The following is a 19,880-nucleotide window of genomic DNA, read 5'->3' as shown; positions in this document are numbered from 1 at the left end:
GTCACCACGCGCCGAAGACGGCCACCCCGTTGGCGTCGATCGCCTCGCACAGCGCGCCCGGCTCGATCCCCTTGACCTCCGCCAGGCAGCGCAGGGTCAGCGGGATCAGGTAGGGCGCGTTGGGCTTGCCGCGGTGCGGCACCGGCGGCAGGTAGGGGGCGTCGGTCTCGACGAGCATGAGCTCCACCGGCGCCACCCGGGCCGCCTCGCGCAGGTAGCCGGCGTTCTTGTAGGTGACGGGCCCGGAGAACGACAGGTAGTAGCCCGCCGCCGCGCACTCGGCGGCCATCTCGGCGTCGCCCGAGAAGCTGTGGAACACCACGACCGGCGGCGCCCCCTCCTCGGCCAGCACCTTGAGCACGTCGGCGTGGGCGTCGCGGTCGTGGATGACCAGCGCCTTGCCGGTGCGCTTGGCGATCTCGATGTGCGCCCGGAACGAGGCGTGCTGGTCGTCGCGGCTCGCCCAGTCGCGGAAGTAGTCGAGGCCGGTCTCGCCCACCGCGCGCACCTCGGGCCGGCCGGCCAGCTCCTCGATCTCGGCCAGCGCCTCGGGGGTGGCGGCGTGCGCCTCGTTGGGGTGGATCGCCACCCCGGCGTGGATGTCGGCGTGCTCGGCCGCCACCTCGGCGTTCCACCGGGACGACGGCAGGTCGTAGCCGATCGTGACGAGCCGGGTGACGCCGACGGCGCGGGCGGCGTCGAGGATGCCGCTCACGGTGGCCGACGCGGCCTGCGCCGCCTGGGCGACCGGGTCGCCTGAGGACGCCTGCCGGTCGCCCACCATGACGTCGAGGTGGCAGTGGCTGTCGAACACCGGAGCCGGCAGCGGCTCTGGCGCGACGGGAGGCGCGGCGGGGGGCTTGCTCACGGTCACTCGCCCAGCCGGGCCAGCTCCTCGTCGACCACCTTGGGGTCGAGCTTCTTGAACAGCGGCACCGGCGGCGCGAGCGGGGTGCCCGGCCGGATCGGCCGGTGCTCCCAGCGGGCCCCGTCGTCGTAGTCGCCGGTGATCACCGGGTAGGGGGCGCCGCCGTCCTCGTCGACCTCGCGGATCTCCGGCATGCCGGACCACACGCCCTCGCCGCCCAGCATGGCGTGGACCTTGTTGGACGAGCCGGGCAGGAACGGCGTGAGCATGGTCTTGGCGTCGTCGACGACCTGGAGGGCGACGTGCAGGATCGACTTCTGCCGCTCCGGGTCGTCCTTGAGCTTCCACGGCTCCTGCTCGGCGAGGTAGCGGTTGGCGTCGCGGACCACGTCGAGGGCCTCGGTGATGGCGTTCTTGAACCGGGAGCGGCCCAGCTCGGCGCCCACCGGGCCGAACGCCTCGCGCGAGCGCTGGAGCAGCGCCCGGTCGGCGTCGGTGAGGTCGCCGGGCTCGGGGATCTGGCCGAAGTTCTTGGCGGCCATCGAGATCGACCGGTTGACCAGGTTGCCCCAGGCGGCGACCAGCTCGCCGTTGTTGCGGTTGACGAACTCCTGCCAGGTGAAGTCGGTGTCCTGGGTCTCCGGGCCGGCCACGGCGATGTAGTAGCGCAGGGCGTCGGCGTCGTAGCGGGCGAGGAAGTCGCGCACGTAGATGACGACCTGGCGCGAGGAGGAGAACTTGCGGCCCTCCATGGTCAGGAACTCGCTGGAGACCACCTCGGACGGCACGTCGAGCTTGCCCAGCGAGCCCGGCCGGCCGTCGCGCGCACCCTGGCCGTTGTAGCCGAACAGCATCGCCGGCCAGATCTCGGCGTGGAAGACGATGTTGTCCTTGCCCATGAAGTAGTAGCCGCGGGCGTCGGGGTTCTGCCACCACTGGCGCCAGGCGTCGGGGTCGCCGGAGCGCCGGGCCCACTCGATGGAGGCCGACAGGTAGCCGACGACCGCGTCGAACCACACGTACAGCCGCTTGTTGGGCTGGTCGCGCCAGCCGTCGAGCGGGATGGGCACGCCCCAGTCGAGGTCGCGGCTGATGGCCCGCGGCTGGAGGTCGCCGAGCAGGTTGAGGGCGAACTTCAGCACGTTGGGCCGCCAGTCGCCCTGCTTGGACTGCAGGTAGGAGCCGAGCACCTCGGCGAAGGCGGGCAGGTCGAGCATGAAGTGCTCGGTCTCGGTGAAGACCGGGGTCTCGCCGTTGATCCGGCTCTTGGGGTTGATGAGCTGGATCGGGTCGAGCTGGTTGCCGCAGTTGTCGCACTGGTCGCCGCGCGCGCCGTCGTAGCCGCAGATGGGGCAGGTGCCCTCGATGTAGCGGTCGGGCAGGGTGCGCCCGGTGGTCGGCGAGATCGCCCCCATCGTGGTCTTGGGGAAGATGTAGCCGTTGTCGTACAGGCCCTTGAAGATCTCCTGCGCGACCGCGTAGTGGTTGCGGGTCGAGGTGCGCGTGAACAGGTCGTAGGACAGCCCCAGGCCGGTGAGGTCCTCGGCGATGACCCGGTTGTAGCGGTCGGCGAGCTCCTTGGCGGTGACGCCCTCCTTGTCGGCCTGGACCTGGATGGGCGTGCCGTGCTCGTCGGTGCCGGAGACCATCAGCACCTTGTTGCCCGCCATCCGCTGGTAGCGGCTGAAGACGTCGGACGGCACGCCGAATCCGGAGACGTGCCCGATGTGGCGAGGGCCGTTGGCGTACGGCCACGCGACGGCGGTCAAGATGTGCTGGGACATGGTTCCAAGCCTACGGGGCGGGGGCGGGCACCTCGAACCGGTTTCCGCCCCGCCGGATCAACGGGTGGTGGTGTCCTCGCGCGGCGTCTGCCCGGCCTGCTCGCCGGTCGTCTGCTCGGCCTGCTCGCGGGAGACGATCTCGGCGGCCTCCTCGGCGACCTTGGCGGCCACGTCGGCGGGCGTCTCGCGGGTGCGGCGGATGCCGAGGATGCTGACGAACAGCGCGGCGAAGATGGTCTGGAAGCTCATGACGAGCGCCGTGGCGGAGGGCACGACGATGCGCAGCGACTCGCGCGGGTCGAGCTCGCCGAAGCTGCGGACCTGCCAGTGGACCAGCGACATCACCAGGCCAACGAGACCGGCCACGGCCAGCAGGCCGCCGGCCACGAGCCCCTTCTCCAGGGTGACGATGTCGATGAGCTTGCGGATGCGCGGCGACTCCGGCAGGAACCCCTCCTCGGCGGCGTACACCTTGGTGAAGACCGCGAACAGGACCGCCTGGAAGCCGATCACCACCGCGGCCGACGCGCCGACCAGGGTGTCGACGTCGAAGGCCAGCTCGCCGATCTCGACCGGGCCGAAGGTCAGGGCGGTGCCGGCGACCAGGCCGATCGCCATCATGACCAGGCCGGGGTAGAAGAACAGCCACTTGGGGCTGTACAGCAGCAGGAAGCGCAGGTGGCGCCAGCCGTCGCGCCAGGAGCGCAGGTGCGGCGGGCGGGAACGGCCGTCGGGCGACAGCGTGGTGGGCACCTCCCGCACGTCGAGTCCGGACAGCGTGGAGCGGACCACCATCTCGGAGGCGAACTCCATGCCGCCGGTCTGGAGCTGCAGGCGCAGGATCGAGTCGCGCCGGAAGCCGCGCAGGCCGCAGTGGAAGTCGCCGATGGCCGACGGGAAGAACAGCCGGCCGATGAACGACAGCACCGGGTTGCCGAGGTAGCGGTGGAGCGGGGGCATGGCGCCCGGCGCGATGCCGCCCCGGAACCTGTTGCCCATCACCAGGTCCGCGCCGTCGCGCAACTGCTCGACGAACGGCAGCAGCGCGGTGAAGTCGTAGGAGTCGTCGGCGTCGCCCATGATGACGAACTTGCCGCGGGCGGCCCTGATGCCACCCATGAGGGCGTTGCCGTAGCCCTTCTCGTCGACGTGGACCACACGGGCACCGGCGTCGCGGGCGATCTGCTGAGAGCCGTCCGTGCTGCCGTTGTCGGCGATCAGCACCTCGCCCTCGATGCCGTGCTCCTCCATGCACGCCAATGCCTTGCGCACACAGACTTCCACGGTCTCGGCCTCGTTGAGGCAGGGCATGACCACCGTCAGTTCCACGTCTCAACCCTTCAGTTAGGACACATCCAGCACACCATCATGCCCTCTGCCCAGACTTGGTCGCGGCAAGTCCTAGAAACGGCTGGCATTCTTTACAGCATGGTGAGCGTCGCGGAGATTACCCCTGTGGACCACTCCGCCCCTGGCCGGACGGCGCGCGCGCTGGCCTTCCTGCGCCGTCATCAGGTGTTCGCCGTGGCCTTCGCCCTGGGCGGGGTGCTGCGGCTCGTCACCATGCTCGGATACGGGCCGGCGATGTGGTTCAACGACTCCTACGAGTACGTCTCGGTGGCGCTGCACCCCCGGCCGCACCCGATCAGGCCGAGCGGCTACGGGTTCTGGATGCTGCTCCTGAAGCCGTTCCACAGCTTCTCCCTGGTGGTGTTCACCCAGCACCTGATGGGGCTGGCCACGGCCGCGCTGATCTACGCGCTGCTGCGGCGCAGGTTCGGGCTGCCGAAGTGGGGGGCGACGCTCGCGGCGGCGCCGGTGCTGTTCGACGCCTACCAGATCCAGCTCGAACAGCTCATCATGTCCGACTCGATGTTCATGCTGCTGGTCGTGGGTGTGGTCACGCTGGTGCTGTGGCACCGGCGGATGTCGTGGAAGATCGGGGCGGTGGTGGGGCTGCTGCTCGCCCTGACCTGGCTGACCCGCTCGATCGGGCTGCCGATCCTCGCGCTCGTCGTGGCCTACCTCGTGGTCAAGCGGACGAGCTGGAAGGCGGTCGTGGCGGTCGTCGTGGCCTGCGCGGTGCCGATCCTCAGCTACATGGGCTGGTTCGCCGCGAGCGTGGGCAAGTTCGCCATGACCAACAGCGACGGGCTGATCCTGTACATGCGCACGGCCATCTTCGCCGACTGCTCGAAGATGAACATCGACAAGTACAAGGAGATCCAGCTTCTCCTGCTGTGCATCAACGACCCGGTCGACCAGCGCAAGGACTACGCCCAGTGGTACCTGTGGGGCCAGGGCGGCGGCGGCACGGGCACCGGCGAGGTGCTGCACCGGTGGGGCACCGGCAAGAAGTTCACCGAGATCACCAACGAGGCGGCGAGCGCGTTCGCCACGCGGGCGATCCTGTCGCAGCCGGGCGACTACCTGAAGGTGGTGGGGCGCGACTTCTTCCGCGCCTTCAACTGGGGCCGGCCGCAGTTCCCCGACGCGGCGACGTTCAACATGTACGAGTTCCGCCCGTACTACGACCTCGACACCAACGGGCGGCCGAAGCGGCTGCCCAACTGGCCGGCCTACCAGGGGCGCACCGACACCGACGCGTTCTCCTACGAGCAGGGCCCGCCGGAGACGCGCATCGTCGCGCCCTGGGCGGGGATCATGAGCAGCTACCAGGACGTGTTCTACCTGCGCGGCATCATGCTGGGCGGGATCATGCTGGTCGGCCTGTACGGCGTGGCGGTGCGCTGGCGCAGGGTCGGCGGGCCGGTGGCGCTGCCGTGGCTCGGGGCGTTCGGGCTGCTGCTGGCGCCGGCGGCGACGGCGGAGTTCGACTACCGGTACGTGCTGCCCGCGGTGCCGCTGGCCTGCATCGCGGCGGGCATCATGCTGCGCCGGGGCATCACTTGGGGGCGGCCTCGACCCACGAGCGCATCAGCATCCGAGCCCACCACTGTGCCTGCGTGATCGCCTCGCCGGTCAGCACGGGGTACAGCCACCAGAAGTTGATCAGCACGACGAGGGCGAGCGCGCCGGCGACGGCGGCGCCGGCCGCGCGCCGGCCGGGCGGGGCGTCCTGCCGCCCGAGCGCCAGCCCGGCGACCAACGTCACCGCGAGCACCATGAACGGCACGACGGGGATCATGTAGAACAGGTACATCGTGCGGTTGTCGGCGACGGCGTAGTAGAACCACGGCAGCCAGCCCCCGGCCACGGCGAGCAGCACCGCGCCGGCCCGCCAGTCGCGGGCGGAGGAGTACCACACGACGCACCCGAGCAGGGCGAGCCAGGCGGCGAACCAGAGGACGGGCGTGCCGGCGCCGATCACGGTCTCGGTGCACTCGCGGGCGCCGCAGCCGGTCTTCCCGCTCTCCTGGGCGAACAGGACCGGCCGGAACAGCACCGGCCACGTCCACGGCTCCGACATGTACGGGTGGTAGAGGTCGAGCCCGGTGTGGTAGCCGAGCACCTGCACCTGGTACTTCAGCCACGACCGCGCCGAGTCGACGACGAAGAACAGCGGCCCGGACGAGGTTGCCTGCTCCCAGCCGCGCCCGTAGCCGCCGTCGCGGGCGAACCAGCTCGCCCACGACGCGACGAAGGTGAGCGCGGGGGCGAGCGCCATCGCCGCGCCGGCCTGCGGCAGGTCGAGCGCGAGGGCCCCCTTGTACGGCTCGCGCAGCCCGGCGGCGCGCCTGGCCCCCATGTCCCAGGCGAAGCTGAGCACGGCGAACGCGACGAGGAAGAAGATCCCGGACCACTTGACCGCGCAGGCGGCGCCCAGGCAGACGCCCGCGGCGACGCGCCAGGGCCGTAACCCGAGCCGGGGGCCGTACGAGGTGAGCGGGTGGGTCTCGCACCAGGCGGCGAGCCGGCCCCGCGCCCAGTCGCGGTCGGCCACGACGCAGGCGAACCCGGCCAGCACCCAGAACATGAGGAAGATGTCCAGCAGCGCCGTGCGCGACAGCACGAGATGCAGGCCGTCGAGCGCGAGCAGCAGACCGGCCAGGCAGCCGAGCAGCGTCGAGCGGGTCATCCGCCGCGCCACCCGGGCGATGATCAGGATCGACAGGGTGCCGACGACCGCGGCGGCGAAGCGCCAGCCGAACGGGTTCATGCCGAACAGCCATTCGCCGACGCCGATCATCCACTTGCCGAGCGGCGGGTGCGCGACGAACGCGGCGCAGTCGGAGGGCTCGGGGCAGTGCTTCCAGATGTCGAGGTTGCCGGCCAGGATGCGCCGGTCGGCGATCGGGTTCTTGACGTCGCCGACGGTGTGGCGCTCGACGCCGAAAGTGAGCAGGGAGTAGGCGTCCTTGACGTAGAAGGTCTCGTCGAAGACGACGGCGCGGGGCTCGCCGAGGCGGGTGAAGCGCAGGATCCCGCCGAAGACGGCGACGAGGATCGGGGCCAGCCAGCCCCACAGCGGAGTTCCCTGCATCGGCGGCACGAGCCTGCTCGGTGAAACCCCCCAGTTCTTCACGAACTGCACCCTAGAGGGTGAGAGATCACCGATGCACGGCGTCGTAGAGCTCCCGCTTGGGCATCCCGGCGGCCTTGGCGACCTCCGCGACGGCGGTCTTGCGCTGCTCGCCGGCGGCGACCCGGCGCTCCACCTCCGCGACCAGCGCCTCCAGGTCGGGCGGCCCCTCGTCGGAGACGTGGCCCGCCACCACGACGGTGATCTCGCCCTTGACCCCGCCGGCCGCCCACGCGGCCAGCTCGGCCAGGCCGCCGCGGCGCACCTCCTCGTAGGTCTTGGTCAGCTCGCGGCAGACGGCCGCGGGCCGCTCGGCGCCGAACGCCTCCGCCATCGCCTCCAGCGACTCGGCCAGCCGGTGCGGCGCCTCGAAGAACACCATCGTGCGCTCCTCGCCGGCCAGCGCCGACAGACGGCGGGCGCGCTCGCCGGTCTTGCGCGGCGGGAAGCCCTCGAAGCAGAAGCGGTCGCTGGGCAGCCCGGACACGGCCAGGGCGGTGGTGACGGCGCTCGGGCCGGGCAGCGCGGTGACCGTGACGCCCTCCTCGACCGCGAGGCGGGTCAGCCGGTAGCCGGGGTCCGACACGCCCGGCATCCCGGCGTCGGTGATGACGACGACCGTGCGGCCCTCCTTGAGCGTCTCGATGAGCTCCTGGGCGCGGCCGGCCTCGTTGGCGTCGTAGTAGGAGACGATCCGGCCGCCGATCTCGACGCCGAGGTCGGCGGCCAGCCTGCGCAGCCGCCGCGTGTCCTCGGCGGCGACCACGTCGGCGCTGCCCAGCACCTCGCGAAGCCGCGGTGAGACGTCCCCCGCCTGGCCTATCGGGGCCCCCGCCAGCACCAGCCTGCCGTCTTCTCTCACGCGGCCATTGTGGCAGGACGGCGGTAGGACCTCCCGATCGGACGGCGTTCACGGGTAAACATCGGCTTCAGGCCCGTACGATGTCCGAATGGCGGTGACCGATTTCGCGTACCACGCCTTTGGTGAGCCGAAGGCCGACGAGAGCAGTCCCCGGGCACGTTCCGTGCGCGAGCGGATGGTCCCGCCCATGCCCGCCAACCCGCTGTGGGGCTGGCTCGGGCCGCTGCTCGTGGCCGCCTTCGGCTGGATCCTGCGCTTCATCGACCTGGCGCATCCCCGGGCCGTGGTCTTCGACGAGACCTACTACGCCAAGGACGCCTACTCGCTGATCACCTGGCTGGTGGAGCGGGTCACGATCAAGGACGCCGACAAGGCGATCCTGGCCGGCAACCTCGACATCTGGCAGAAGTGCGCGCCCGACCAGCTCGACAAGTGCGCCTCCTACGTCGTCCACCCGCCGCTCGGCAAGTGGATGATCGGCGTCGGCGAGTGGATCTTCGGCATGAACCCGTTCGGCTGGCGCTTCGCCGCCGCGGTCGTCGGCACCCTGTCGATCCTGATCATCGCCCGGGTGGCGCGGCGGATGACCCGCTCGACCCTGCTGGGCTGCTTCGCCGGTCTGCTGCTCGCGCTCGACGGCCTGCACTTCGTGCTGTCGCGCACGGCGCTGCTGGACATCTTCCTCATGTTCTGGGTGCTGGCCGGGTTCGCCTGCCTGGTCGCCGACCGAGACTGGGCGCGGCGGCGGCTGGCCGAGTGGTACGAGACCGGACCGCTGTCGCCCGAGGGCCCGTCGCTGGGCCTGCGGCCCTGGCGGATCGGCGCCGCGCTGTGCCTGGCCGCGGCCTGCTCGGTGAAGTGGTCGGGGATCTTCTTCCTGGCCGCGTTCGCCGTGATGTCGGTGCTGTGGGACTTCGGCGCGCGGCGGGCGGTCGGGCTGCGCCGGCCGTACGCGGGGGCGCTGGCCAAGGACGTGCCGCCCGCGGTGGCGGCCTACGGCGTGGTGTGGTTCGTCGCGTACATGGCGACCTGGACCGGCTGGTTCGTCACGGCGACGGGTTACGGCCGCAACTGGGCGCAGGCCACGTCGTCGGGGCCGTTCTACTTCGTCATCGACTCGATGCGCTCGTGGGTGAAGTACCAGTGGCAGGTCTTCACCTTCCACAGCGGGCTGGAGACCTCCCACCCGTACATGTCGGAGCCGTGGCAGTGGCCGCTGCTGCTGCGCCCGGTCGCGTTCTTCTACGAGGGCAAGCAGAACGTCTGCGGCGCGCGCGACTGCTCGGAGGCCGTGCTCGGCGTGGGCACGCCGGTGATCTGGTTCGGGTCGCTGCTCGCGCTGGTGGCCCTCATCGCCTGGTACGTCGCCTCGCGTGACTGGCGGGCCGGGGCGGTGCTGCTGTCGTACGCGGTGGGCTGGCTGCCCTGGTTCTACTTCGCCATCACCGACAACCGGACGATGTTCCTGTTCTACGCGATCCCCATGGTGCCGTTCATGGTGCTGGCGATCACGCTGTGCGCGGGCTGGCTGATCGGGCCCGCGAGACGCACCGAGAGCGGCGCGCTGCCGATGCGGCGCACGATCGGCGCGGCGGTGGTCGGGGCGTTCGCGCTGCTGGCTCTGATCAATTTCTGGTGGTTGCACCCGATCCTCACGGCCGAGCTCATCCCCTACACCGAATGGAAGGCCCGCATGCTCTTCGACAAACGGTGGATCTGACGGTGGCGGTCCACTTATCAGTTGTTCCGTAGGGTAGATCCGTGCAAGACCCAATACGCACAGGTTTCGGGCATCGTCAGGCCCGGGGTCGATACGGCAAACTTCGAGGCATGAGTGCACCAGATGTCACCGCGCTCCTCGCCGAGCTGGAGCGCTCCGAACCGGACCTGGCCGAGGAGGCCAGGACCGCCGTCGAGTGGCTGACCGGCGGCGACCCGCTGGAGACGGTGACGCAGCTCGACGTCTGCGAGTTCCTCTGGTACACGCTCCCGCTGAAGGTCGGCGGCGACCACGAGCGGCTGGCCCGCTCGCTCGGCCGCCTGCTCCACCTCGGCGGGCTGCGCCGTTACGCCGCGCTGTGCGTCTCCCCCACGACCCAGCAGATCCTGCGCACGTACGCCCGCGAGGGCGAGGACGCGGGCACCGCCGCCTACCAGGAGGCCCTGGAGGCCACGGGGGTGCTGCCGCCCGACGTGCCGGAGCTCCAGTGGAGCACGATCATGGGGCCGGAGGAGCTGGGCGCGCACGTGGCCTGCTCCGCGGCCCTGGAGCTGGCCATCCTCGCCGGTGAGGACGAGCTCGACCGGGTCGCCCTCACGCGGCGCTGGCTCACCGAGCCGCGGACCGACCTGGGCGGCGACAGCTGGCTCAACCGCGTCCACGGTGAGCGGCTCAACCGCTGGGTGCTGGGCCGCGGCCCGGCCCGCAGGGAGCTGGCCCAGCCGTTCGAGGTCCGGCTGCACGCGCCGGTGCCGGCCCAGCCGGTCCCCCCGCTCCACGGGCTGCTGTCGCTGGCGGCCTCGGAGGAGAGCCTGCCCCTGCGTCTCGCGCCCTCCCCGGAGGCGCTGCGGCTGCGTGACCTGGCCGAGCGGGAGCTGAACGCGCTGCGCCGCGACGGGGCCCGGCTGACCATCACCGCCGTGGGCAGGCGGCTGCTGCTGTCGCCCGAGGCGATGTGGGAGGCGGTGACGCGGCTGCTGCTGCCCAAGGGTGAGCAGGAGTTCGAGCTGGCGGCCCGCGAGGCGGCGCTCATGCTGCTGGCCGACGGGTCGCTCATCTCGCCGGCCGAGCTGCGGCGCCGCGTCGCCGAGGTGGTCGGCGACGAGGGCTGGCATCCCGCCAAGGGGCCGGGCGACGTCGCCAAGCCGCTGGAGGACCTGGTGGGGCGGCTCACGGCGCTCGGGCTGGCGTTCGGCGACGAGCTGGCGGTGCGCATGTCGCGGGTGGGCCACTTCGCGGCGCTGGCCGCGCTGCGCGCCCACGCGCTGCGGCCCCGGCAGTACGTCAGCGCGGGCTGACGTCCTCCCGGGCGCCGGCGCCCTCCGGGGCGCTGACCTCCTCCAGGGCGCCGGCGGTCTCCGGGGCGCTGACGTCCTCCGGGACGCTGACGTTCCGGATGGCGCGCTTGAAGTCGGGGCACTCGACGAGCGGGTCGTGGTCGCAGACGGAGGCGTGGCGCAAGCTGTCGCGCAGCCGGGTGAGCTGCCGCACCCGCGCGTCCACCTCCCGCTCCTTGGCCGCCATGCGCTCGCGCAGCGTCGTGTCGGACGGCCGGGCCCCGAGGAACGCGCCGATCTCCGCCAGCGTGAACCCCGCGTCCCGGGCGCAGCCGATCAGCCCCAGCCGGTCGAGCGTCTCCGGCCGGTAAGCGCGGCGCAGGCCGTTGCGCGCGGCCGGTTCGATGAGGCCCTTGCGCTCGTAGAACCGCAGCGCGGAGGGGGCCAGGCCGGAGCGCCGGGCCACCTCGCCGATGTCGAGCAGTTCTTCGCCGGTTTCCTCGGTCATGACGCCTCTCCTCCCGCTGCCTTGAGCCGCGCTTGACTTGAACCGCGGTTCAAGTCGCATTGTAGGCGCATGAAGATTCACCACCTCAACCTCGGCTCGATGCGTGAGATCGAGTCCACCACCGGCCTGCCCACCGCCCCGGCGGTCTGCCACGCCCTGCTCGTCGAGACGCCGTCCGCGGGCCTCGTGCTCGTCGAGGCGGGGCTCGGCCTGGACGACGTCGCGCGTCCCGGCGAGCTGCTCGACACCGAGTGGGTGGAGCAGGTGATGCCCGCGCTCGCCCCCGCCGAGACCGCCGCCCGGCAGCTCCCCGCGCTCGGGTTCGACCCCGCCGACGTGCGGCACGTCGTGCTGACCCATCTGGACGTGGACCACAGCGGCGGGCTGCCCGACTTCCCCGGTGCCGCCGTCCACGTCATGGCGGCCGAGCTGGAGGCCGCCGCGGCCGAGGCGCCGAGCCGGCGCTACCGGCCCGGCCACTGGGCGCACGGCCCGCGCTGGGTCACCTACGGCGAGGGCGGCGAGACCTGGTTCGGCATGGAGGGCGCGCGGCCCCTGGAAGGGCTGGACGACGTGCTGCTCGTGCCGCTCGGCGGGCACTCACGGGGACACGCGGGCGTGGCCGTCCGGGACGGCGACCGCTGGCTGCTGCACGCGGGCGACGCCTACTTCTACCACCGCGAGCTCGAAGCGCGGCCCGTCGCGCACCCGCTGATGGACGTCGTCCAGCAGCTGGCGCAGGTGGACGCCGAGCTCCGGATCGCCAACCAGGCCCGGCTGCGGACGCTGGCCCACGAGCACGGGGTGGACGTCTTCTCCGCCCACGACCCGTGGGAGCTCGCCCAGCGGGCAGGCTAGGCGGTGAGGACGGCGTGCAGGCGGCGGGCCTCGCGGACCAGGCCCGTCACCCGGCCGCGGCCGGCCAGCTCGGCGACCGGCTCCAGCGCGCCCCGCGCGTTCGCCCACCAGGCCACGTCGGCGGCCAGCGCCGTCATCCGGGTGTGCGTGCTCGTGGCCCGCTCGCCGGGTCCCGGCAGGTAGGCGGCCAGCAGCCCCGCCATCACCCCCCACACCTCCCGGTGGGCGCCGCGCCGGGCCAGCTCCTCCAACGCCCGCAGCACCTCGGCGGGGCGGTAGCGGCGGTCCTTCCCCTGAGTCGCGTCGTCACGCAGCACCACCGCGAGCTGCCGGCCCGTCTCCTCGCCGAGCCCGCCGGACGCGGCCAGCTCCAGCAGGTGCGGCACCGCCTCCTCCGGGTAGAAGCACAGGCTCTCGGCCGCGACGAACGCCACCCCCGTCCCGGCAGGCCCCTCGGCGGTCGCGAGCGCGGCCAGGACGTCGAGTCCGGGCGTGCTGTACGGAGCGCGGTACCGCAGGGTGTCGACGGTGAGCGCGGCGGCCACGTCCCGGTGGGCGGCCAGCACCGGGAGGAGCCGGCCGAGCACCTCCTTGGATCTGGCGGCCGGCAGCTCTCCTTCCAGCACGGTGATGCCCGTGCCGTCCCAGGACAGGACGGGCATGATCCGTGGGCCGTGGGGGCTCTCCTCCCACCGCAGTCCGACGCGGGGCTCGGCGCGCTCGCCGGACAGCAGCCGGGCGACCGCGCGGCCGGCCGCGCCGGTCAGCCGGGCGGCGCGGGCGGCGACCTCGCCGGAGGCGGTGCGGGACAGCCGCAGCAGCGCCTGCTCCAGGTCCACGGGCAGCGGCTCGACGCCGTCGCGCTCGTAGCCCTCCAGGCGCTCCACCAGCGCGGCCGCGTCGAGCCGGCCGCTGACGTGGGTGGGCGTGGCCAGCAGGTACGGCGGGAGCGCGCCGTCCGTCAGCGCCTGGTACACCTCCGCGTAACGACGCAGCGGCATGCGGATGCTCAGGGTCGTGTGCTCCGCCTCGGGGATCCGTTCCCCGACGGTGGCCGGCCGGTCACCGGCCAGGACGGCGTTCGCGGTCCTGCGCTCGACGCCGGGGTCACACAGCTCCTTGGCCATGGCCAGGATCCACGGTTCGGGATCGCGCCACGGGCGCCTCCAGTACTCACGGGTGCGGAAGCGACCGGCGACGGCGGCCAGGGCCTCGGTCAGGGCCGGCCGGTCGCTCGCGGCCAGCCGGACGAACCCGTCCAGCCAGCGCTCCGCCGGGAGCCAGTCGCCTCTGAACGGCCACAGGCGGAGCAGTTCGGCGGGCATGGCGACCGGCGCGGGCATGGGGGCGGGCCGGGGGACCGGCGGCAGCGGGGGCGGAGTGAACCGGTTCTCCGGCGCAGCGGGCACCGGGTCGCCGCCGAACGCCTCGGCGAGCGCGGCACCCTCCCCCGGCGGCATCAGCGCGACGGCGTCGAGGATGGGCGCCGCCCCGTCCGGGGTGAAGCGGGCGGCGTGCTTGAGCACCAGCCGCGCGGCCCGCTCGCGCGCCTCACCCGTCTCGCACATCAGCGCCGTGGCCAGGGCCGGGGCGTAGCCGTCGAGGTCGCCCGGATGGTCGCGGAGGAGCCGGTCCAGCCAGATCAGCCCGGCGCGCACCAGCTTCCCCTCGGCGCGGAACAACAGCCCCTCCACCGCCTCGCGGGCCTCCTCCGGCTCCAGCCCGCCGAGCGCGCGCAACCGCTTGAGCGCGAGGTCGGCGACGTTGGCGGGGGCGGCGGGCAGCAGCGCCGCGTAGTCGCGCCGCCGTCCGGCCACCTCGGCGGCCGACGGGGCCAGAGCCTCGTGGAGACGGACGAAGAAGCGCAGGTCGGCGGCCGCTCCGCCGCGCAGGAACCGGCTGACGCAGCCGTTGAGGAGGAGCGCGCGGGAGACCCGGCCGCTCGCCGCCAGGGCGGCCAGCCGGACCGGGCGCTCCTCGTCGCCGCGCAGCAGCCGGCCCGCCCCCTCGGCCGCGAACACGCGCGGCAGCATGGCGTCCAGCAGCGGCGCGTCACCCGGGTCGGCCGGCCAGGCGGCGATCCAGGCCAGGGTGAACGGGTCGTGCGCGGGCGGCTCGGTCCCGGTGCGGCGCAGCAGCTCCAGGGCCAGCCGTACGGACCGGGGCGAGTCGTCGTCGGTGCCGCGCAGCCGCAGAGCCAGGCGGACGGCGAGGTCGGCCCGCCACTCCTCGGGACGTCCGGCGACCACCTGGAGGATGTACGGGACGTCGTCGGGCTCCTGCCAGAAGCGCCGGAAGTCGCGGCGGTTCAGCCACGCGGCCACGGCGGCGGCCCCGGCGATCGTGCCCGCCCCGGCGATCCGCATCGCCTCGGCCCACCCCATGCACTCGTCGGCCGACCAGATCGACCGGGCCACCGCCCTGCCGTGGCCGACGCTCCTGAGCTCGGCGAGGAGGCCGGGCAGCGCGCGGGCCACCTGCCGCCGCTCCTCGTGGGTGAGCCGGTTCACCACGGCGGCCGTGGCGGCGGCATCCTCCTTCAGGACGGCGGCGCGGACCGCGTCCCAGGCTCCGCCCGGCGCGGCGGGGGGTTCTGACACCTTCATGATCGGGGACCATAGCGGCGGCCACCGACAAGGGCCGGGAGTGAGTCAGGGCTTGCGGCCCACCCCGCAGACGGCGCTGACCGGGCCGGACGGGGTGTGGCCCTCGGGTCCTGGCCGCCACTGCGGCGTCGGCACCACGCCGGGCTCCACCAGCTCCAGGCCCTCGAAGAAGGTGGCGATCCGCTCGGGGGCGCGCAGGTGGTAGGGGTAGGCGGCCCGGGAGTTGTAGCTCTCGACGGCCGCGACGAGCGCCGGGTTGGCGTTCACGCCGTCGCTGAGCGCGAGATGGCTGCCGGAGGGCAGGCGGTCGAGCAGCCGGGTCACGATGCCGTTCGGGTCCTCGTCATCGCTCACCTGACCCATGATGCTCAGCATGGTCAGGCCGACCGGACGGCTGAGGTCCAGCACCTTGGCCGCGCCCTCCAGGATCCGGTCCGGGTCGCGGACGTCGGCGTCGAGGTACTCGGTGACGCCCTCGGGCGTGCTGGTGAGCAGGGCGCGCGCGTGGACCAGCACGAGCGGGTCGTTGTCGACGTACACGATGCGCGACTCCGGGGCGACCGACTGGGCCACCTCGTGGGTGTTGTTGGCCGTGGGCAGGCCCGTGCCGATGTCCAGGAACTGGCGGATGCCCACCTCCCCGGCCAGGAAGCGCACCGCGCGGTTGAGGAAGCGCCGCTGGAGGCGGGCGACCTCGGCGAAGGCCGGGAACAGGTCGAGGATGGTGTCGCCGGCCTCCTTGTCGACGGCGTAGTTGTTCTTGCCGCCGAGCAGGTAGTCCCACACGCGGGCCGAGTGCGGCTTGGTGGTGTCGACCCGCTCCCAGGCGGAGCGGGCGCTCTGGTCGTCCATCGGTCTCCGATCGGAGGGTCAGTCGTCCACGGGCACGCGGCCGACGCCGGCCAGGATGCCCGGGCGGTCGAGGTCGAGGTCGGGGCCGGGCTCCACGTGCGGATCCCAGGCGTCCACCGGCACGATGCCGGGCGGGAGCGGCTCCAGGCCCTCGAAGTAGGCGGCGATCTGGTCGTAGCCGCGCCGGGCCAGGCCGCCCGACGTGGTGCCCGCGTAGACGCTCTGGCCGGCGTGGGCCAGGTCGTCGGTGGCGTTGCCCTCGTACAGGTGGGACAGCACCAGATAGGAGCCGGGGGCCAGCCGCTCGCGGATCCGCGCGACGATCTTGGCGGCGTCGGCGTCGTCGGTGACGAAGTGCAGCACGGCGACGAGCAGGACGGCGCACGGTCGCGAGAGGTCGACGTGCGCGGTGACCTGGGGGTCGTCGAAGATCGCGTCCGGGTCCCTGAGGTCGCCCGCGAGGGCGAGGACGTCGGGGTCGCGGGCGAGCAGGGCCCGGGCGTGGGTCAGCACGATGGGGTCGTTGTCCACGTAGACGACGCGTGTTCCCGGGGCGTGGCGCTGGGCGACCTGGTGGACGTTGTCCTGGGTCGGCAGGCCCGCGCCGATGTCGACGAACTGGGTGATCCCCCGCTCGGCGAGCAGGCGTACGGCCCGGCCGAGGAAGCCGCGGTTGGCCTGGGCGATCTGGCGGGCGTCGTTGCCCATGGCGCGGCCCAGCTCGATCATCTTCTCGGCGGCCTCGCGGTCGGCCGCGAAGTTGTCCTTGCCGCCGAGGTAGTAGTCGTACATGCGGGCGACGCTCGGGACACGGGTGTCGACTCCGGGCGGTGGCACGCGGTCCAGGTCGCTCACGCGACCCCCTCTCGGGTGATCATTTTGAGCCTGATTGTAGGAAAAATCCGGGCTTGTGCCACAGGATTCGCCCATCTCACCGAGTGGGATTCGGCACAGATCACCGCGCGCGGCGTCGGTCACCGTGCGTGACATCGGTCACCCGACGGAGGAGCCCGGCCCGTCCGACAAGGGCAGGGTGGCCTCCACGCGGGTGCCGCCGCCGGGCTCGGGGCCGACGACGCACACGCCGCCGAGCTCGGCCGCGCGCTCGCGCATCGAGCCGAGGCCGACGCCCGCCCGGTGCCCGTCGGGCAGCCCCCGGCCGTCGTCGCTGATCCGCACCCGCAGCGCCGCCGGCTCCCGCCGCAGCACCACCCGGGCGTGACGGGCGTCGGCGTGCCGCCGCACGTTCGTCAGGGCCTCCTGGACGATCCGGTACACGGCCACCTCCGTGGCCGCCGGCAGGCCGCTCAGGTCGCCGTCCGCCTCCACCTCGATCACCGTCTCGGCCGAAACCTGGCCGGCGGCCAGCTCCCGTACGGCGCGGGCCAGGCCGAGGTCGTCGAGCGCCGGGGGCCGCAGGCCGTACACCAGCTCGCGGATGTCGCCCGCGACGGCGTCCATGCCCGAGCGCAGGTCCTGGAGCAGCGCGTCGGCGGAGTCCGGAGAGCTCTTGAGCCGGCTGCGGGCGATGTTGATCGTCATGGCCATGGCCCCCAGCGTCTGGCCGAGGCCGTCGTGCAGGTCCCGGCGCAGGCGGCGGCGCTCCTCCTCGCGGGTGGTGAGGATGCGTTCCCTCGACCGTTGCAGGTCGGCGGCCATGCGGACCGCGTGGGCCACGTCGGCGACGTACGGCGTGAGCGTGGCCAGCACCCGCTCGTCGTGGGCGGCGGGGAAGCGGCGCGGCCCGGGCGGGCCGACGAGCAGCCGGCCGACCCGCTCGCCGTGCCAGACGAGCGGCACCTCGCGCGGCCGGTCGCCGACCCGGCCGCTCTCGACGTGGCGGGGCTCGCCGTCGGCCACCTCCACCGCGGCGCCCTCGACCGCCAGACCGTCGCGCAGCACCCCCACCACCGAGTGCAGCGCCTCGGCCGGGTCGGCCCGGCGCACCTCCTGGGTGAGCCGCTCGGCGAGCAGCCGCGGGTCGCCGACCTCGCCGTAGAGCATGCGGTCCACGGCGCGCTGCAACGCCCGCCGCAGCGGCTGGAAGAACGCCCCCGCGAACAGGGCCGCGGCCAGGCCCGCGATCTGGTCGTACCCGGAGACCACCAGCCCGGCCAGCGCGCCCGCGCCGAAGTACACCGCGCTGACCACGGCCAGCAGGCCCGCCGCCACGAACGTCCGGCTGATCACGGTGTCGATCCCGTACAGCCGGTAACGCGTCACGGCGAAGGCGACCGCGACGGGGATCAGCGCCGCCCAGGTGATCGACAGCCAGGCCAGGCCGGGCTCGAACGCGCCCGCGACCAGGAAGACGATGTACCCGGCGTAGGCGAACAACGGCCAGCCGATCTGCCGCCTGCCGACGGGGTCCGCGCGGCGCATCCGCACCAGCAGCGACAGGGCCGACAGGGCCATCGCGGTGTAGATGGCGGTCCAGGCGACCGCGGAGATCGTGGCGTTGTACGGCGCGAGGTCGGGGATCTGCAGCGGGTTCGGAATCACCGCCGGGTACGGGTACCGCGCCGGCGGCGGATCCGGGCGGAAGACGTTCCTGAGCAGTTCGACGGAGAGGGCGGCGGTGCCCAGCGCGACGACGGGGCGCCAGCGCGGCGAGGGCAGGCGGCCGTCGGGCGAGTACAGGGGCAGCAGCGTGGTCAGGGTCACGCCGCACACCGCCCAGCCGACGGCGGCGGCGATGCGCAGGTGGCCGGCCGCGACGAGGTCGCCGTCGGCGGCCATCCGGAACATCAGCGCCGACGCGAAGTCGCTGATCCCGGCCGCCAACCCGCCCACGCACATCAGCCAGGCCAGCTTCAGCCCCGGCCGGTGATGGATCATGAACGCCCCGACCACGGGGAAGGTGAGGGCGGCGGCCGACTGCGGCGTGGAGCTGAGGGTGGGGTGCCAGGCGTCCGGGAGGTTCGCGAGGATCAGCAGCGCGGTGATCTCCAGGACGGGCCCGAGGGCGGCCGTCACGGCGGCCCCGGCCTGGGCGAGCACGGCCCGCGGGTCCTGGCGCACGCCTCCGGCGACTTCGGCGGCCTCGCCGGTTGCGGGGCCCCCGGGCGCCTGGCCGGTCCCCGCCCCGGGGCTCCCAGGCGCCTCGCCGGTCGGGTGCGCGGGGGTTTCGGACGCGTCGCCGGTCGTGCCGTCCGTACCGGTCAGTCCGGCCATCCTGCCCCCGCTCCCTCGCCCGGTGTGCCACCGCTGGACAGGATTATGACCCCTACAAGCTGACATTTCGCCCGTCGTGGCCAGGCCGTTACGGCCCGCCGGGCGGAGCGGAGTGTGACGGGGGCCACTACGTAGACACCACCCCTACTCAGGAAATAGGTACCTATATCGGGATTTCTCACGTCCCTCTGGCCGAAGGCGTGAGGGACGCTTAAGACCTGAGCAAACCGCTCGGGGGAAGCGAAGAGCGAGGGTCCCAACCATGAGTCACCACCGGATCGCAGGCCCGTCAGTGGACCTCCACGGCGGCGACGACACCCGTCAGGGAGGCAGGCCGTGAACGCGCGTCCCTGGATCTCTCTGATCGCCGCCATCAGCGGCACCGCCACCGCGGGATGCCGGGTCGCCTCCTGGCGCTTCCCGGCCCGCCCCGACCAGGTCGGCCGGGCACGCCGCCTGGTCCGCAGGAAGCTGGCCGCCTGGGGCCACTCCGCGCAGAGCGAGATCGCCGAACTGCTCGTCAGCGAGCTGGTCAGCAACGCGATGGAGCACGCGTACGGGCCGGTCGGCGTCAGCCTCAGCGAGGAGGACGGCCTGCTGCGCGTCGAGGTCGAGGACTCCGACCCGGAACTCCCGCAGGTCCGGCTCTCCCGCCGCCACGACGAGCGGGGACGCGGCCTGCAACTGGTCGACATGCTCGCCTGCTGCTGGGGCGGCGACCACACCCCACGAGGGAAGGTCGTCTGGTTCGAGCTGCCGGCTCCCGTCCCGGAGCCCGCGCCGGAAGGTCCCGACGGCGCGGGCTCCGCCAAGCACACCGAACGCGGCCACTCCTGGGGACTGGCCGCCATGAGCGCGAAGCCATTCTGAGATCCCCCACGGGACGCC

General features: G+C 73.0%; 15 protein-coding genes. 5 read left to right on the top strand and 10 right to left on the bottom strand.

Going from position 1 to position 19,880, the window contains the following annotated elements; genetic code table 11:
* Position 1: 1 nt before the first annotated feature.
* The 3 genes from HD595_RS22100 to HD595_RS22090 are packed head-to-tail and all read right to left on the bottom strand — an operon-like array spanning position 2 to position 3,981.
* The gene (locus HD595_RS22100; RefSeq protein WP_253771946.1) at positions 2 to 868 is read right to left on the bottom strand and encodes a TatD family hydrolase; all 867 of its coding nucleotides are present in this window, start codon (positions 866 to 868) and stop codon (positions 2 to 4) included.
* A 2-nt stretch (positions 869 to 870) separates the two neighbouring features.
* Positions 871 to 2,652 (bottom strand): methionine--tRNA ligase, encoded by a 1,782-nt coding sequence (metG, locus tag HD595_RS22095; RefSeq protein ID WP_253771944.1) that lies wholly within the window; start codon positions 2,650 to 2,652, stop codon positions 871 to 873.
* A gap of 57 nt (positions 2,653 to 2,709) precedes the next feature.
* Positions 2,710 to 3,981: a glycosyltransferase family 2 protein gene (locus tag HD595_RS22090; protein WP_253771942.1), complete on the bottom strand. Its 1,272-nt coding sequence runs from the start codon at positions 3,979 to 3,981 to the stop codon at positions 2,710 to 2,712.
* Positions 3,982 to 4,080: 99 nt separating this feature from the next.
* Here HD595_RS22090 and HD595_RS22085 point away from each other — a divergent pair, with 99 nt between their 5' ends.
* Positions 4,081 to 5,622 carry a hypothetical protein gene (locus HD595_RS22085; protein WP_253771940.1) on the top strand — a complete coding sequence of 514 codons (1,542 nt, stop codon included), beginning with the start codon at positions 4,081 to 4,083 and terminating at the stop codon, positions 5,620 to 5,622.
* On the opposite strand, the gene HD595_RS22080 is transcribed toward HD595_RS22085, so the two are convergent.
* Entirely contained in the window at positions 5,558 to 7,138 is a 1,581-nt protein-coding gene (locus tag HD595_RS22080) for a dolichyl-phosphate-mannose--protein mannosyltransferase (RefSeq protein WP_253771938.1), read from the bottom strand. The genes HD595_RS22085 and HD595_RS22080 overlap by 65 nt on opposite strands.
* 25 nt (positions 7,139 to 7,163) lie before the next feature.
* Positions 7,164 to 7,997, bottom strand: coding sequence for a 16S rRNA (cytidine(1402)-2'-O)-methyltransferase (gene rsmI, locus HD595_RS22075; RefSeq protein ID WP_253771936.1), 834 nt, complete (start codon positions 7,995 to 7,997; stop codon positions 7,164 to 7,166).
* A gap of 88 nt (positions 7,998 to 8,085) precedes the next feature.
* On the opposite strand from rsmI, the gene HD595_RS22070 reads away from it, so the two are divergent.
* A complete protein-coding gene (locus HD595_RS22070; protein ID WP_253771934.1) occupies positions 8,086 to 9,717 on the top strand; it encodes a dolichyl-phosphate-mannose--protein mannosyltransferase in 1,632 nt (543 codons plus the stop codon).
* A gap of 110 nt (positions 9,718 to 9,827) precedes the next feature.
* Complete coding sequence (locus HD595_RS22065) at positions 9,828 to 11,015, top strand: hypothetical protein (protein WP_253771917.1); 1,188 nt, start codon at positions 9,828 to 9,830, stop codon at positions 11,013 to 11,015.
* Here the strand turns inward: HD595_RS22065 and HD595_RS22060 are convergent.
* The gene (locus tag HD595_RS22060; RefSeq protein ID WP_253771915.1) at positions 11,002 to 11,502 is read right to left on the bottom strand and encodes a MerR family transcriptional regulator; all 501 of its coding nucleotides are present in this window, start codon (positions 11,500 to 11,502) and stop codon (positions 11,002 to 11,004) included. The two genes, HD595_RS22065 and HD595_RS22060, sit on opposite strands and share 14 nt — an antisense overlap.
* A gap of 69 nt (positions 11,503 to 11,571) precedes the next feature.
* On the opposite strand from HD595_RS22060, the gene HD595_RS22055 reads away from it, so the two are divergent.
* Positions 11,572 to 12,360, top strand: a complete 789-nt coding sequence (locus HD595_RS22055) for an MBL fold metallo-hydrolase (RefSeq protein WP_253771913.1) — start codon at positions 11,572 to 11,574, stop codon at positions 12,358 to 12,360.
* Here HD595_RS22055 and HD595_RS22050 read toward each other — a convergent pair.
* From HD595_RS22050 to HD595_RS22035, 4 genes are all read right to left on the bottom strand, one after another.
* Positions 12,357 to 14,966: a DUF7824 domain-containing protein gene (locus tag HD595_RS22050; RefSeq protein ID WP_253771911.1), complete on the bottom strand. Its 2,610-nt coding sequence runs from the start codon at positions 14,964 to 14,966 to the stop codon at positions 12,357 to 12,359. The two genes, HD595_RS22055 and HD595_RS22050, sit on opposite strands and share 4 nt — an antisense overlap.
* A 45-nt stretch (positions 14,967 to 15,011) precedes the next feature.
* Positions 15,012 to 15,818, bottom strand: a complete 807-nt coding sequence (locus HD595_RS22045; RefSeq protein ID WP_253771909.1) for an SAM-dependent methyltransferase — start codon at positions 15,816 to 15,818, stop codon at positions 15,012 to 15,014.
* A gap of 18 nt (positions 15,819 to 15,836) precedes the next feature.
* The gene (locus HD595_RS22040; RefSeq protein ID WP_253771907.1) at positions 15,837 to 16,673 is read right to left on the bottom strand and encodes an SAM-dependent methyltransferase; all 837 of its coding nucleotides are present in this window, start codon (positions 16,671 to 16,673) and stop codon (positions 15,837 to 15,839) included.
* A gap of 138 nt (positions 16,674 to 16,811) precedes the next feature.
* Positions 16,812 to 18,992, bottom strand: a complete 2,181-nt coding sequence (locus HD595_RS22035; RefSeq protein WP_253771905.1) for a sensor histidine kinase — start codon at positions 18,990 to 18,992, stop codon at positions 16,812 to 16,814.
* Positions 18,993 to 19,328: 336 nt separating this feature from the next.
* Between HD595_RS22035 and HD595_RS22030 the strand changes: the two genes are divergently transcribed.
* Positions 19,329 to 19,862, top strand: a complete 534-nt coding sequence (locus HD595_RS22030; RefSeq protein ID WP_253771903.1) for an ATP-binding protein — start codon at positions 19,329 to 19,331, stop codon at positions 19,860 to 19,862.
* Positions 19,863 to 19,880 lie beyond the last annotated feature (18 nt).

Origin of the sequence: Nonomuraea roseoviolacea subsp. carminata (assembly GCF_024172185.1) — a bacterium.
GTDB classification, from domain to species: Bacteria; Actinomycetota; Actinomycetes; order Streptosporangiales; family Streptosporangiaceae; genus Nonomuraea; species Nonomuraea roseoviolacea.
The sequence above is the reverse complement of the archived record's forward strand: the minus strand, read 5'-3'. Positions and strand labels throughout refer to the sequence as shown.

Bases quoted from the DNA above. Each gene is read 5' to 3' on its own strand.
- metG (WP_253771944.1), bottom strand. From the start codon at position 2,652: ATGTCCCAGCACATCTTGACCGCCGTCGCGTGGCCGTACGCCAACGGC.
- HD595_RS22085 (WP_253771940.1), top strand. From the start codon at position 4,081: ATGGTGAGCGTCGCGGAGATTACCCCTGTGGACCACTCCGCCCCTGGC.
- HD595_RS22070 (WP_253771934.1), top strand. From the start codon at position 8,086: ATGGCGGTGACCGATTTCGCGTACCACGCCTTTGGTGAGCCGAAGGCC.
- HD595_RS22065 (WP_253771917.1), top strand. From the start codon at position 9,828: ATGAGTGCACCAGATGTCACCGCGCTCCTCGCCGAGCTGGAGCGCTCC.
- HD595_RS22060 (WP_253771915.1), bottom strand. From the start codon at position 11,502: ATGACCGAGGAAACCGGCGAAGAACTGCTCGACATCGGCGAGGTGGCC.
- HD595_RS22055 (WP_253771913.1), top strand. From the start codon at position 11,572: ATGAAGATTCACCACCTCAACCTCGGCTCGATGCGTGAGATCGAGTCC.
- HD595_RS22050 (WP_253771911.1), bottom strand. From the start codon at position 14,966: ATGAAGGTGTCAGAACCCCCCGCCGCGCCGGGCGGAGCCTGGGACGCG.
- HD595_RS22045 (WP_253771909.1), bottom strand. From the start codon at position 15,818: ATGGACGACCAGAGCGCCCGCTCCGCCTGGGAGCGGGTCGACACCACC.
- HD595_RS22035 (WP_253771905.1), bottom strand. From the start codon at position 18,992: ATGGCCGGACTGACCGGTACGGACGGCACGACCGGCGACGCGTCCGAA.